Origin of the sequence: Photobacterium sanctipauli, assembly GCF_003026495.1 — a bacterium.
Classification (GTDB): domain Bacteria; phylum Pseudomonadota; class Gammaproteobacteria; order Enterobacterales; family Vibrionaceae; genus Photobacterium; species Photobacterium sanctipauli.
In genome coordinates, this window is sequence record NZ_PYMA01000018.1 from 71,672 (window position 1) to 86,681 (window position 15,010).

Annotated in this window: 10 protein-coding genes; 6 read left to right on the forward strand and 4 right to left on the reverse strand. The window is 46.0% G+C overall.

The window, feature by feature from the left end; all coding sequences use genetic code 11:
- Positions 1-105: 105 nt before the first annotated feature.
- The 3 genes from C9I98_RS21765 to C9I98_RS21775 all read right to left on the reverse strand — a co-directional run bounded on the left by C9I98_RS21765 (position 106) and on the right by C9I98_RS21775 (position 6,006).
- Positions 106-2,736: a PqiB family protein gene (locus C9I98_RS21765; RefSeq protein ID WP_036832816.1), complete on the reverse strand. Its 2,631-nt coding sequence runs from the start codon at positions 2,734-2,736 to the stop codon at positions 106-108.
- Positions 2,717-3,913 (reverse strand): paraquat-inducible protein A, encoded by a 1,197-nt coding sequence (locus C9I98_RS21770; RefSeq protein WP_036832818.1) that lies wholly within the window; start codon positions 3,911-3,913, stop codon positions 2,717-2,719. Before C9I98_RS21770 ends, C9I98_RS21765 begins: the two co-directional genes overlap by 20 nt.
- Before the next feature lie 260 nt (positions 3,914-4,173).
- Positions 4,174-6,006, reverse strand: a complete 1,833-nt coding sequence (locus C9I98_RS21775) for an ABC transporter ATP-binding protein (protein WP_036832838.1) — start codon at positions 6,004-6,006, stop codon at positions 4,174-4,176.
- Positions 6,007-6,092: 86 nt separating this feature from the next.
- Here C9I98_RS21775 and C9I98_RS21780 point away from each other — a divergent pair, with 86 nt between their 5' ends.
- From C9I98_RS21780 to C9I98_RS21795, 4 genes are all read left to right on the forward strand, one after another.
- Complete coding sequence (locus C9I98_RS21780; RefSeq protein ID WP_036832822.1) at positions 6,093-6,551, forward strand: GAF domain-containing protein; 459 nt, start codon at positions 6,093-6,095, stop codon at positions 6,549-6,551.
- A gap of 109 nt (positions 6,552-6,660) precedes the next feature.
- On the forward strand, positions 6,661-7,305 hold the full coding sequence (proQ, locus tag C9I98_RS21785) for an RNA chaperone ProQ (RefSeq protein WP_036832826.1): 645 nt from the start codon (positions 6,661-6,663) through the stop codon (positions 7,303-7,305).
- Between the two features lie 17 nt (positions 7,306-7,322).
- Complete coding sequence (gene prc / locus C9I98_RS21790) at positions 7,323-9,323, forward strand: carboxy terminal-processing peptidase (RefSeq protein ID WP_036832827.1); 2,001 nt, start codon at positions 7,323-7,325, stop codon at positions 9,321-9,323.
- Positions 9,324-9,515: 192 nt separating this feature from the next.
- Positions 9,516-10,178 carry a lipocalin family protein gene (locus C9I98_RS21795; RefSeq protein WP_036832830.1) on the forward strand — a complete coding sequence of 221 codons (663 nt, stop codon included), beginning with the start codon at positions 9,516-9,518 and terminating at the stop codon, positions 10,176-10,178.
- A gap of 141 nt (positions 10,179-10,319) precedes the next feature.
- Here C9I98_RS21795 and pncB read toward each other — a convergent pair whose 3' ends face one another.
- Entirely contained in the window at positions 10,320-11,513 is a 1,194-nt protein-coding gene (gene pncB, locus C9I98_RS21800) for a nicotinate phosphoribosyltransferase (RefSeq protein ID WP_036832832.1), read from the reverse strand.
- Between the two features lie 460 nt (positions 11,514-11,973).
- On the opposite strand from pncB, the gene pepN reads away from it, so the two are divergent.
- Together pepN and C9I98_RS21810 are read left to right on the forward strand one after the other, a co-directional pair.
- On the forward strand, positions 11,974-14,598 hold the full coding sequence (pepN, locus tag C9I98_RS21805; RefSeq protein WP_036832835.1) for an aminopeptidase N: 2,625 nt from the start codon (positions 11,974-11,976) through the stop codon (positions 14,596-14,598).
- A gap of 97 nt (positions 14,599-14,695) precedes the next feature.
- A complete protein-coding gene (locus C9I98_RS21810; RefSeq protein WP_081879168.1) occupies positions 14,696-14,917 on the forward strand; it encodes a DUF2835 domain-containing protein in 222 nt (73 codons plus the stop codon).
- Positions 14,918-15,010: the final 93 nt, after the last annotated feature.

Sequence of the window (15,010 nt, forward strand, 5' to 3'; positions counted from 1 at the left end):
CTCGATTAACTAGCTGTGGGGCGGGAGTTTATCATTTGCAGCAGGTAAAAAGAAAGGAGCCATAAAAGCTCCTTTCGTGATTGATTTATAGTGTCTATGCGCGATTTAGTCTTTAGGAATCGCCGTGCGCCAGGTTTTCCACTCTGGTTGTGCTGCTTCGTATAAGAAGAAGCGGTCATCACTGATTGCTCTTGGCGAGAGAGGTTGTGATTCTGGTGTGGCAAAGGCAATACCGCCGCGAATTAGGCTGTCTACCGTGCCTGTTTGAATCGATGCGCCAGTTAAGCCGATAGTCACATCAAGCCCAGATGCATTCCAGAACACGGTATCATTGCGTACCAAGTGGCTATATTGCTGTTCGATTTGCGCTTCAACAATCACGCGGTCAGCCAGCTCGCCAAGGCTCACGTCCACCACTTGGCCAACTTGAATGTCACGGTAGAGCAGTGGCGTACCAACGGCAACTGAATTGCGGTTTTCACTTTCCAGTATCACGTGCAGGCCGGCATCGAACTGCTCGGTAACGTCCAAGTCAAAAGTTTGCGAGTAATGGCCTTCGGTCCCCGGTGTGACCGCAATGTAGCTACCCAGCAAGGTATCGAGATCTTCGGCGCCGGTGAGGCTCAGCTTAGGTGTGACCACCCAAAAATGGCTGTCTGATTTAGCCAGTGGGGTGACATACTTAGGGAAAAGGCGCGCCTGAATGATCACCTGGCTAGTTTCAAAGTCTGGGGTAATATCAACCACCTTACCCACGTTCACCCCTTGGTAACGGATATCAGCACCAACCGATACCGCTTTGGCGTCGTTAGCTTTTAGCGATACCACTAAGCCAAAGTCTCTTGCTTCTTTAAAGCTAGGGTATAGCTTGTAGCGATTGTTGGCTAAGTTGGTTACTCCGGGCATTTCATCAAATGCGATTCCGCCTTTAATCAAGGTAGCGAGTGGGTCGGCTTTGACATTCACTCCGCCGAGTCCTGCTTCTACTTCAATGCCTGAGCGGTTCCAGAATACCGTGTCAGGTTTGATTAAGTGGCGGTACTTACGCTCGACGTTAATGCTGATGGTGACACCGTCACGGGTTAGGGCGTAATCTTTTACTTTACCAACTTGCAAGTTGCGGTATAGCACTGGGCTGCCTTCGCTGACGGGTGGTAACTCATCAGCAAATAGGTTGACCGTTGAATAGCCCGATGCCTGTTCTACTGCTAAGTCGGCCAGCTTCTTGCTCTTGTAAAGCGGGTAGTTATCGAGGATTTTACGGCTGCCTGTACTGGTAAAGCTGATATTTTGGCTGATGATTTGATCGGCTGGCGGCACAGTAAGATCAAGCCCTTCACCGCTGAGGTTTGCAGTGATACCGCCATCAATAAAGAAACGGCTACCAGAGCGAACGAGTTTGGTGTACTCAGGACGGACAATTACATCAAAACGGATTTGTTTGCCATCAAGGCTAACACGCTTCACACGGCCAACGTCGATACCACGGTGTTTAAGCTTGGTGCCACGTTTGATTCCAAAGCTTTCACTGGCGTAAAGCGAAAAATTAGCCACGCCAGGTTGCTGCTCTTGCAATTCGTCTTGGCTGATCGCCGTGAATTGGCGGGTTTTCTCGCCGGTACCTGGCATAAGGGTGAGGTAGTTGCCACGGATCAGGTTACCGATGTTCTTCACGCCAGTTAGGGACAGTTCTGCTTCTTCAAGCAGCATCTTAGAGCCGGTATTAAGCAGCTCGCTCATGCTTGGTTCAATGGCTGCGTGGGCGACGATCTTCTGGCGCTCCTTATCGAGGCGAAGGTCGGAGATTTTGCCGATTTCCAAGCCACGGTAAACAATGGGCGCACCGCCAGCGTTGATGTTGTTGCCTTCAGGCAAATCAATGGTGATGGCAATACCGCGGCCCGCAGTGTTTAGGTCAGGGTATAGGCGGAACAGGTGATTCGGTTCGATGGGCAAGCCTTCGTCCGGGGAGTCAAAGGCGATGGCACCACTGATCATGGCTGATAGGCTTTCAAATTGAACGTCAACACCATTGAAACCAATATTGGCGCTCATGCCACTCACATTCCAGAAGCGGCTCTTGTTGGTGACCAGCTCACTGTATTGCGGCTTGATCAATACATCGATAACAACCCGCTTTCTGTCATGGCTAAGGGTGTAGTTGAAGACTTCACCCACAGGGATTTTTTTGTAGAGCACCTGAGAGCCAATGTTGATTGAGCCAAGGTGCGGCGAACGCAGCTGCACGCGCAAGCCTTCACCCAGTGGCGTATCGGCCGGTTGGTTATCAAGCGCCGTAAACTCATTATCGAATTTCCCTTCACCAGGTTGCAAGGCGATGTAGTTACCTGAAACCAAGGCATCTAAGCCTGATATACCCGTAATGGATGCTTTGGGTTTGACGAGCCAGAATTGGGTGCCTTCTTTCAAGGTTTGCACGGCTTCTGGGTAGATATCGGCTTCAACATAAATGCTTTGTAAGTCGTTAGACAAATTCACATCACGAACAATACCCACTTCCAACCCTTGGTAGCGGATGGTTGTACGGCCTGCAACAAGGCCGGCAGCATCATTGAAATGAATTTTAATCCGTTCACCAGCTTCATTAACGGCTTTGAAAACGAGCCAACCAGCAAGCACAAGGGAGAGTACAGGCAGAATCCATAGGGGAGAGATGCCTTTGTCCCGTTTTATGTTCACTGGCTCTGGTTGTTGATTATTTTGTCCGTTGTTCATAGTTGTCCCATATCAGACGAGAATCCAAGCTTTCCGCTGCAAGCATTGTTAAGACGACGACGACACCGAAGGCAATAGCACCGGGGCCGGGGGTAAAATCGAGGAGCTGGTCACGGTCAATCAAAGTGACCATGATCGAAATAACAAATAGGTCCATCATTGACCATTTGCCAATCCACTGGATAAAACGATACAGCTTCATTCGCTGCAAGTGGTTCACTTGGCGTTTGAACTGAATGGTCAGCAAAATAAAGGCAAGGCCAAGGATTTTGGCAACAGGCACAACGATACTGGCAACGAAGATGATGATGGCAATACCTAGCATGTCGGTTTTCACCAGCGTCGCCACACCAGAAAAAATGGTGTCTTCAGCGCGTTTACCGTTGTTTAGGAAAATCGAAATTGGGTACAGGTTGGCCGGAAAAATAAATACCGAAGCCGCAATAAGGTATGCCCATGTTTTTTGGATGGAGTTTGGCATACGTTTGTGAAGTGGCGCTTGGCAGCGAACGCAGTGGCTATTTGTGCCCTGTGACATATGGCAGTGATGGCAATGAACCGATAACTCATCAAGCTTGTGCTCGGTTTCCGGCTGCCAAGCTTCCCAGTAGCGGGTCAGGCTAATGCGCGATAGCAGCAATGCCATCAGAATTTGCAAAATAACCAGCGAGTAAAGGCCTGGGCCAACATAGATATCGGCATAGTCCTGCACTTTAAAACATGAGATACCTAGGCTCACCAAGAATACATCGAACATGGCCCAATGTTTTAGGTGGCCGATGATCCATGCAGAGCGCTTGAACAGTGTGAACTTGCGAAACTTTAGGCTGTACTGGGCTGAGAGCACCGAACCACAAACCAGTAGTGGCGCAATGGAGCTACAAAAAAGGATAAGAAAAGCAACGGCTGGGAAGTCGGGCGCCAAAGTAAGGGTGCCTGATGGCAGCGTTGCCGGGATCATCACGCCGAACAGGCGAATGGTGATCATAGGGAAAAAGTGAGCGGGAATGAAAAGGATTAGACATGCCAGCGCAATGGCAAACTCACCGGTAAAGCGGAAGGTACCGCCGCGATATAGCTTGGATTGACAGCGTGGGCAGTAAGCACTTTGTCCGTGTTCGGCGACCTGAGGTAGTACGGGAAGGTCGCAATCTGGACACAGTCTCGCTGTTGTCATGAAGATCTAATCCTTTAAATATAATACCAACCTACATAAGTACTTGATCAGTCTTACTGGTTAAAATCGCTGTTCTCTGCGTTAGAGATTTTGTCATTAGAACCACTAATCACTGCAATCTCTGCCTTGATAACAACGATTTTTCCTGCGTAATACTTAGATCAACTACTTATGTAGGTTGGTATAACCAAGCGTATGAACACGTTTTCAGGTGAACAATACCCTTGGTTAATCAATATCAGCACGAAATGAACACTATATTATTTTCCGCTGATTCTGGCTACCGATACTTGGTCATCTTCTTGATAAAGTGTTGGTTCTGGCGACTGGACCGACCCGTATAAGGTCTGGTACAAGCCCGCTTCGTTAACCAATTCATGGTGTGTACCACACTGGCTAACCTGACCATCTTCGAGTACATAAATGAGATCAGCCTGTTTTACCGCAGATAGGCGATGCGCAACAATAAGCGTAGTACGATCTGTCAAGAATTCGTTCAATGCCCGGTGCAAGGCAGCTTCTGTCGCGGTATCCAATGCCGAGGTTGCTTCATCCAAAATAACAAATTCTGGGTTAGCCAGTACCATGCGGGCAATCGCAAGGCGTTGGCGTTGACCGCCGGATAATTTGATCCCTTGGCGGCCAATTTCAGTGTCTAACCCTTCGGTTAAACGCTGAGTTACATCGGTCATTTGCGCAATTTCCAACGCATGCCAAAGTTGATCATCAGTAAAGTTACCGCCAAGGGTTAAGTTATGGCGCATGGTATCGTTGAATAAGACAGGCTGCTGAAGCACAACCGCCATCTTATCGCGCAGGGCTTCGTAGCTTACATCTTCAATTTGATGGCCATTAACCAATATCTCACCCTGGTTCTTTTGGTAAATGCCCAGCAGCAATTGAATTAGGGTTGACTTACCACCACCAGATGCACCAACCAACGCCACGCGTTTCCCGGCCGGGATGGTGAGGTTCAAGTCGTTTAGTACCTCTTTATCTTCATCATAAGAGAAGTGGATGTGCTTTAACTCAAGCTCTATTGAATGTGATTCGTTGAACGGATTTACTGTTTGGACAGGGCGCACTTCTTCCTCAATGGCAATTAAACCGTTAAGGCGTTGCATGGCCGCAGATGCGCTGTACCAGGCAAACTGAATCCCTAAGAGCTCTTGTACTGGGCCAAGCATGAACCAGAGATAACCAAATACGGCAAACATCTGACCAACAGAAAGGTCGGTGAACAACACCATGATCATTGCCATGGCACGGAACAGCTCGAAACCAACTAAGAATAGAAGGAAAGAAATGCGGCCTGCAGCTTCAGACTGCCATGCGTATTTATCGGCATCGTGGCGGATATCATTGGCGTTTGATTTTAATTGGGTAAGAAACTCGCGCTCACGGTTGGCTGCTCGTAATTGGTAGATACCATCAAGGGTTTCTACCAGGCGCTGTTGGAATTTCTCGAATGCTTGGTTCTCCTTCTTCTTAAGGGTTTTAACTCGGTTACCCATCAACTTTGATGCGTAAACAACAATAGGGTTTACCAGAAGAATGAATAAGCCAAGTTGCCAATTTAACCACAGGAGAATAACCGCGGTGCCAATGACCGTCAGTAGGCCAACCAGAAAACGACTGAGAGTATCACCGACAAACTTGTCGATGGTTTCAACATCGGTAATTAGGTGAGAAGTGATACCACCACTGCCGCGTTCTTCGTATTGACGCATGCTGATGCGGCCTAACTTGTCGATTAGGTGCTGGCGCATATTGTAGGTGATGTCTTTGGCGACCAAAGTGAACTGGCGGCTTTGAAGAATATTCAAAGCTTGCCCGGCAATACGCATCAATACTACAAACAGCAGGACTAACATGATGTAGGCAGTTGGCTGGTGCAGCGATTCAGGAAGAAAATGATTTAAGAATTCGATGCCGCCTGCTGGCTTTTCCAAAAGGATTTCATCAACCATCAATGGCATAAGAAGAGGAATAGGCACACTGATGAGTGTTGCCAGAATCGCAATAATATTGGCGAAGATTAACCGAGGACGATGATGTTTTGCTTGCTTTACTAGCCAAGACCAGTTAATCATTTGGTTTGAATTGCCTTTCACAATGATAATGATTCCTATTATTAAGTGTAAGGTTGCCATTCTAACGGCTATAGAAGGAGTAAGCCATGGAAAATCGTACAGTAAATTACAACACGCTCACTAAGCAGGCCGTTGCACTGGTAGAAGGTGAGTCTGATATCGTTGCTAATATGTCTAATATTAGTGCGTTACTGGCGATGGAGTTAGAAGATATTAACTGGGTTGGCTTCTATATCCTTAAAGGTGAAGAACTTGTCCTTGGGCCATTTCAAGGTAAACCAGCTTGTGTTCGCATCCCTGTTGGCCGCGGCGTTTGCGGTACCGCGATATCTGAAAACCGAGTACAGCGCGTGGAAGACGTTCACCAATTCGAAGGGCACATTGCTTGCGATGCGGCGAGTAATTCAGAGATTGTTATTCCGTTTACAGTTAATGGCGAATTATACGGCGTGCTGGATATTGATAGCCCGATCCTGTCAAGATTTAACCAATCTGATGAAGATGGACTAGTTACTTTGTTAGAAGAACTACAAAAAAGGCTCTAATTGCATGCTTTCGGTGGTTTTTCAGCGTTAGGTAACTATAATAGCGGAACAATTTCTTTTTAATTAAAGTACTAACGGCGAGGAAGACTCGCTTTTGTCAGGAAAGTCCATGGAAAACTCTGAAAAGCTAACGAACAGTAAAGAAGTCATTGCATACATTGCTGAGCGTTTCCCTAAATGTTTTACGGTTGAAGGTGAAGCGAAGCCTCTTAAGATTGGTATCTTCCAAGATTTGGCAGAACGCCTAAGTGAAGACCCAAAAGTAAGTAAAACTCAGCTGCGTACTGCTCTGCGTCAATACACTTCTTCCTGGCGTTACCTTCACGGCGTGAAAGCGGGTGCAAACCGTGTTGACCTAGATGGCAACGACTGTGGTGTGCTGGAACAGGAACATGTTGAGCACGCTAAAACTGCACTAGAAGAGAGCAAGGCGAAAGTACGCGCTCGTCGTAAAGAGCAGGCAGAAGCGAAAGCAGCTGCAAACAAAGACGGTGAGGCGAAAGCGAAAAAAATTCGTGCTAAATCGGCTAAACCAAAGAACACTAAGCAAAAAACGTCTAAGATAAATAAAAAGCCTGTAGAAACAACCCGTGCACTAACGGCTGACGAAGTTGTTGTTGGTAAGAACGTAAGTGTAAACATGGGTACTGGTAACATGCCGGCTACTATTGTTGAAATTAATAAGGACGATGTGCGTGTTCGTCTATCAAATGGTCTAACCATGGTAGTTAAAGCGGAGCACCTGCGTTCATAAAGGAGAATGCTCGACGCATGAAATGTCGATTCCGTTTCTCACTGATAGCTGCTGGCATGATGCTAGCAGCTTCAGCGCAAGCCCTAGAGGCTAAGTACTCATTAAGTGATTTGCCGCAACTTGCTCCTGAAAAACAGCATGCAACTGCTAGTAAACGTGTTGCGTCTCGATTCACACGTTCTCACTACAAGCAATTCTCACTTGATGATGAATTCTCAGCCAGTGTTTTTGATCGCTATATCGAAATGCTGGACTTCAATAAAAGCTTCCTTACCGCATCCGACGTTAAGCAGTTTGAAAAATGGGAAAACCAACTTGATGATCAACTCAAAAGAGGGGATACATCCGCTGCGTTTGATATTTTCAATACTTTGCTGAAACGTCGTTATGACCGCTACCAATATGCCCTAACTCTGTTAGACAGAGAGATCAAGTTCGATACCAATGAAGAAATGGTATTGGATCGTTCTGAAATGGATTGGGCTAAAGACCGCAACGAATTGAACGAGATTTGGCGCAAGCGCGTTAAATACGATGCGTTGAATCTGAAATTAGCGGGCAAAGAGTGGGACGATATCAATGAAACCTTGGGTAAGCGTTATAATAATGCTCTCAAGCGTTTGACCCAAACTCACAGTGAAGATGTATTCCAGATCTACATGAATGCCTTTGCTCGTGAAGTTGATCCCCATACCAGTTATTTGTCACCGCGTAACGCTGAACAATTCCAGTCAGAAATGAACCTGTCTTTGGAAGGTATCGGTGCTGTGCTACAAGTTGTTGATGACTATACAGTTATCCGCTCACTTGTCGCAGGCGGCCCTGCTTCTGCTTCGAAGAAGCTTGCTGCTGGTGACCGCATTATTGGTGTTGCCCAAGATGGCAAAGACACCGTTGATGTGATCGGTTGGCGCCTTGATGATGTTGTACAGCTCATCAAAGGGCCGAAGGGCAGTAAAGTTAAGCTACAGATCTTGCCGGAAGGGAACAATAAGAAAAGTTACGACGTAACTATTGTTCGCGACAAGATCCGCCTTGAAGACCGTGCTGTTAAATCAGAGGTGAAGGCTAGCCAGGGTAAGAAAATTGGTGTAATTGAAATTCCAAGTTTCTATGTCGGCTTGTCTGAAGATACCAAGAAAGAGCTGGCCTCTTTGAACGACCAACAAGTTGACGGGGTTGTTATTGACCTACGTAACAATGGTGGTGGTGCCTTGACTGAAGCGACCGCATTGACTGGTCTGTTCATTAACGGTGGACCTGTTGTGCAAGTGCGTGACAGCTATGGCCGAGTGAAAGTTAATGGCGACTCTGACGATCGTGTTTACTTCGACGGACCACTGACTGTATTGGTCAACCGTTACAGTGCTTCTGCATCCGAAATCTTTGCTGCCGCAATGCAAGACTACGGTCGTGCTGTCGTGATTGGTGAGCAATCATTTGGTAAAGGCACGGTACAGCAACACCGTTCGCTCAATCATATTTATGATTTGTTCGACAAGCCTCTTGGTCATGTTCAGTACACTATCCAGAAATTCTATCGAATTAATGGTGGTAGTACCCAGAACCTTGGTGTTGTGCCAGACCTTGCTTTCCCAAGTGCAGTTGACCCGTCTGAAACCGGTGAAAGTGTCGAAGACAATGCATTGCCATGGGATAGCATCAAACCAGCTAGTTACCAAAGGTTGTATAACTTCTCTTCTGTATTGCCGAGCTTGAAAACGAAACACGAAGCTCGCATCAGCAAAGATATGGAATTCGGTTTTATTCTTGCAGATATCGAGACATATAAAGCTGAAAAAGATATCAATACGATTTCCCTGAACGAGAAAACACGTATTGCTGAGCAAGACAAAGATGATATCGATCGTCTAGCACGATTGAACCAGCGCCAGAAAGCAATGGGCAAAAAGCCATTTGCAACTTTGGATGATGTGCCAAAAGACTATGAAGCCCCCGATGCCTACCTAGATGAGGCATTGGCAATTACGGCGGATTTGTCAAAAGCACAAAGCTAAAGACTGGATTAATAAGGTCTTAAGTTCAAAATCTCAAACGGCATCAGCAATGATGCCGTTTTTTTGTGCTTGTTTTGTATCAGTTGTGAGACTGTGAATTTAAATTATGTGATATTCATCAAATTTCGCATCAGCACCGAATGAAGACGACTAGGGTTAATGTAGGCGCTCGATTTTGCTGGGGGAAGTGCAATGTTGAAATCAATCTTTTTATCTTTATCGTTATTTTTTGCTTCGTTTAGTGTGCAGGTACACGCTGAGGATCTGACTGAGTTTGATTACCCTTTATTACTCGGTGATTGGTATTGGTTTAGTAATACTGAGGAAGGGGTGAATAGCGAGGGAACAAGTTACCGCGCGATGAATATTAAATTCAAGTCAAACTACCGCTTTATTATTCGCTTATTACAAGTGGATGGCAATGTTGAAGAGTGGGACGGTACTTACGATATCGATGAAACAACAGTCACATTTTTATCCCACGGCCAACCAGAACAACAACACACTTATATGTTGAGTTATAACCAGTTTTTGCTAGACGGCGCTCGTTTCACCAAGCTTGCACCTGAAAATCTACCAGGGAATTGGCGTTCATCACAAATTACTGGCCAAGATGTGGGTGACACGGTTTCTGAATTAGCGATTTCATTACGTCCTGACTTTTTATTTTCCGCAGAAGTTTCTGGTAAAGACGGTAAGAAGAAAGAGCATCGTGGCATTTATTTCATTGAAGACGATCGCATCGTTTTAATATATGAAGATGGTCAACATGACAGCCAGTTTTTATTAGGTAGCGATACCCTAACATTATCGAATAAGCAGTTTGGTATGGAAGCTATTATGCGAAGAGAATAGGGGACATTGCTTCCTCTATAGTAAGAGCGTTAGAAAAATCGGGTGTAAAAAAGGCTTGTTATAAACAAGCCTTTTTTATTAGAGAGCTTTTTCTCGTTAACCTTTTCAGCTAACTTTTGATTAGCTATTTACCGCCTTTGACTAACTAACCAGGTTGAATGCTTGACGCAGCTGGCTCAGGTAGCCTTCATCTCGGCAAATACTTTTACCTGGCTCGTCGGAGATTTTTGCAACCGGGCGGCCTTCACATTCCGTTAGTTTGATCACGACGTTCAAGGTTTTCACATCCGGTAGATCGCAAGTTAGCTGGGTACCGATACCAAAACTTGTGTTGATGCGATGGGCAAAGTGCTTATAAATAGTCAGCGCCTTGTCGAGCGTTAGGCTATCAGAGAAAACCAGCAGTTTTGTTTTCGGGTCAATGCCTAAAGACTCGTAGTGGGCGATGGCTTTTTCACCCCAAGCAATCGGATCACCACTGTCGTGGCGCAGACCGATGAATCGTTCAGATAAACGTAAATCAAAGTCGCGAAGGAAGGCATCCATGTTGATGCAATCTGTCAGCGCGATGCCAAGCGTATCTGGGTATTCTTGCAGCCAGCGGTTCAGGGCAAGTTGCTGAGAGTCGGCTAATTCACCTGAAAGTTGCTGGTGTGCCTGAAACCACTCGTGTGCTTGCGTGCCGACAGGGGTCAACTGGCGAGTTTGGGCAAGGTGGTAGTTTGACGTCCCTTTAAACTCTGGCATGTTGTCTTTCAGGTAGCCGACAACATGGTGGTGTACTTCTTTAGAGAAGCGGCGACGTGAGCCAAAATCAACCAAAGAGAATTCGCTAAGGTCGGTACCTTCGGCTTTGCGGTAGAAATCTGCAAGCTTAAGCTTCAACTGTTCTATCGCTTGTTCCGGTGTCGCTTCTGGGTAGCACTGCGCCGAGCGCACTTCACAAATGATTGCTAGCAGTGGCACTTCCCACAGAATGATGTCAATCCATTTGCCTTTGATCTTAATCGCGAGTTGATCGCCTGACGTATCAACTTGTACTTGCTCGCTTTTGAGCTTGAAAGACTTCAAGTATTCAAGGAAATCAGATTGGAAAAAGCTCAATGTCGATAGGTAAGCAATTTCTTCTGTGGTGAAAGATAGGCCACCAAGGCGATTAATATGCTCTTGGATCTGTGCGCCATAGGGGCGGAGATCTTCCTGGCTTCGGCAGTGGAATTCCGCAACCGCTTCAATATTTGGATATTGATGGTAAATTGCCTGCTGCATGTGGAGCTTATATGCATCAGTATCAAGCAGGGAGTCGATAATCCCAATGTGTCCAGAATGAGTCATAGCTGTGTGAGTGTTTTTTTGCAATCCGAGGATTTTACCTTATTTTGAACCGATAGTGGGTCAAAATGAGTCAAATTGATGATTTTTTTAGGGGCGTAACAATACGATCAAACCTCTCAGACAACAAGCAAGATGTAACAGTTTTTGTCTATTTGATGCTTCTATCATCAATTTTACTTCTACTCTTTAATTATAATCGCTATAGATAAAGGCATCACGGCGCGGGGGGGAGGCTAATAGCCTTTGCCTTTTTGTGGGAATGTGTTTAAACCCTCGACAGAGTGTCTTGGTTCTAACCCTTTTGCTAGTCTGATTTAAAGTAAATGGTTATTTAGATTGGTATTTATCGCTAAAAGTCAGTCTAGTTCTTGTCACAATCATTCAAACGCAGAATAATGGGATTAACCGCATAGTCGCTATCATCGCTAATCATAAATGCGGAAACATATAAGGAATTAACATGGCCGAACAACCAACAACGACACAGCCGACGGCAAAATACCGTGCTGATTATTTGTCTCCTGATTATACCATCACCGATATTTCCCTTGAGTTTGACCTACACGATACTGAAACCAAAGTGGTCGCAGTCAATAAGGTGCAACGTCTTTCAACTGAAGGAGCACCTCTTGTGCTCGATGGCGACAGCCTAAAGCTGGTAAGGGTAGAAGTTGATGGTCAAAGTTGGACTGACTTTAGCGAGGGGGAGTCTAGCCTTACAATCAACAACTTACCAGAGCAGTGTGAGTTATTGATTGAAACGGAAATTAACCCTGAAGCGAATACCTTGCTGGAAGGCTTGTACAAGTCGGGTGGTGCATACTGCACACAGTGTGAAGCCGAGGGTTTCCGCCGCATTACTTTTTATTTGGATCGCCCTGATGTATTGGCGCGCTTTACCACGAAAGTTATTGCAGACAAAACGCAGTATCCATTCTTGCTCAGTAACGGTAACCGTGTGGATGCCGGTGAACTTGAAAATGGTCGACACTGGGTACAATGGCAAGACCCATTCCCTAAACCGAGTTACTTGTTTGCACTTGTGGCCGGTGACTTTGATGTGCTTCGTGATAAGTACACCACAGTCAGTGGTCGTGAAGTTGAGCTGGAAATTTTTGTCGATAAGGGCAACCTCGACCGCGCCGACTACGCGATGACATCTCTGATTAACTCAATGAAATGGGATGAAGAGCGCTTTGGCCTAGAATACGATCTTGATATCTATATGATTGTTGCGGTTGATTTCTTCAACATGGGCGCGATGGAGAACAAGGGCTTGAATGTCTTCAACTCCAAGTTTGTTCTGGCCAACCCAAGCACTGCGACAGATACTGATTACCAAGGTATCGAAGCGGTGATCGGCCATGAATACTTCCATAACTGGACAGGTAACCGCGTGACATGCCGCGATTGGTTCCAGCTGAGCCTTAAAGAAGGTTTGACTGTTTTCCGTGATCAAGAGTTTTCATCAGATCTAGGTTCGCGTCCGGTCAATCGCATTAATAATGTTCGCATCATGCGTGGCCCGCAGTTTGCTGAAGACCGAGGCCCGATGTCTCATCCTATTCGTCCTGAAAAAGTGATTGAGATGAATAACTTCTATACCTTGACCGTCTATGAGAAGGGCAGTGAAGTGATTCGTATGATGCACACTTTGCTGGGTGAGGAAAACTTCCAGTCAGGCATGAAGTTGTACTTTGAGCGTCATGATGGCACGGCGGCAACGTGTGATGATTTTGTCCAGGCAATGGAAGATGCTTCAGGTATTAGCCTTGAACGTTTCCGCCGTTGGTACAGCCAGTCGGGCACACCTGTCGTGAAGGTTGATACTGAATATCTACCAGAACAAAAGCGTTACCGTGTCACTATCAAGCAACACACGCCAGAAACCGCGGGCCAGAAAGAGAAGCTTCCACTGCATATTCCGTTTGATATTGAGCTGTATAACAAGCAGGGTGAAGTTATTTCGTTACAATGTAACGGAAAGCCGGTGCACCATGTGCTTGATATTACAGAAGCAGAGCAAGTTTTTGAGTTTGAAAATGTTGTTGAGCAACCAATCATCTCGATGCTGCGCGAATTCTCTGCGCCGGTTATTTTGGAATACGATTACTCTGACGAAGAGCTCGTGTTCTTGATGGTCAATGCACGTAATGAGTTTGCGCGTTGGGATGCGGGGCAAATTCTGTTGGCGAAGTACATCAAGCTGAATGTTTCCCGCCTACAACAGGGCGAAGGTTTTGAATTGCCATCGTCAGTGGTTGATGCTTTCCGTGGTGTGCTGCTTGATGAGAACTTAGACCCGGCCTTTATTGCTGAGATGTTGACCCTACCAAGTGAAAACGAGATTGCAGGTTGGTATAAGACGGTTGATGTCGATGCCATCCACACGGTTGTGGGTGAATTGGAATCTGTATTTGCGAATGAAATGGCTGATGAGTTTAGTGCGATTTATCACACCTTAACGCAAGACAGCTACACCATTGAGCATGCTGCAATGGCAAAACGTTCGTTGCGTAATACTTGTTTGGCTTACCTTGCTAATACTGAGCAAGGTAATGAGTTGGCAAGCAAGCAATACACTGACTCTGACAACATGACCGATACCATGGCGGCAATGGCTGCAGCCAACAGTGCAGAACTGTCTTGCCGTGAAAACCAGATGAGCGACTTTAGCGAAAAGTGGACTCATGATGGTTTGGTGATGGATAAGTGGTTTATGTTGCAGGGCAAGAATCCAGCAGACAATGCGCTGGAAAATGTACGCGCGACGATGAGCCATGCGGCGTTCGATATCAAGAACCCGAACCGTACTCGTAGTTTGGTTGCGAGCTTCTGTGCTAACAACCCGGTTCACTTCCATGCGAAAGATGGGTCGGGGTATGCGTTTTTAACTGAGATCCTGACTGTGCTAAACAGCAGCAACCCTCAGGTGGCATCACGCCTTATCGAACCATTCTTGAAATATCGTCAGTACGATGAACAGCGTCAGTCATTGATGCGAGCTGAGTTAGAAAAACTGGCTGCATTGGATAACTTGGCCAAAGACTTATTCGAGAAAATTCAGAAGGCACTTGAATTGTAATCTGTCGTTACGCGATTGATTCTTTCTTTGAGGGCAGGCATATTGTCTGCCCTCATTCTATTTCTATATTGTTGCGATCGTTTCTATTTTATTTCCTATGAAGTCATTTACTTTTTCTGCCTATATCTCTTACAACGACTTTTTGAACCATTACTCTGGTGTAGCAGCTACCGTGGTTGTTCGCACGGACAATGGTCTAAAATTGCAACTGCCTGCGTCACGCTTTCGGCCTTTCCTTACCCAAATAGGGGTAAAAGGTCGCTTTCGAGTGACGGTAAACCAAGACAATCGTCTTCAGGGGATCGAGCAAATTGCGTAAAGTCAGCATTGCATTTTGTTAACAAAATGCTTGGTGGTGTGATGGGGCTCATAGAATTGAACCCAGAATGTTATACCCGTTCGCACTAAAGCT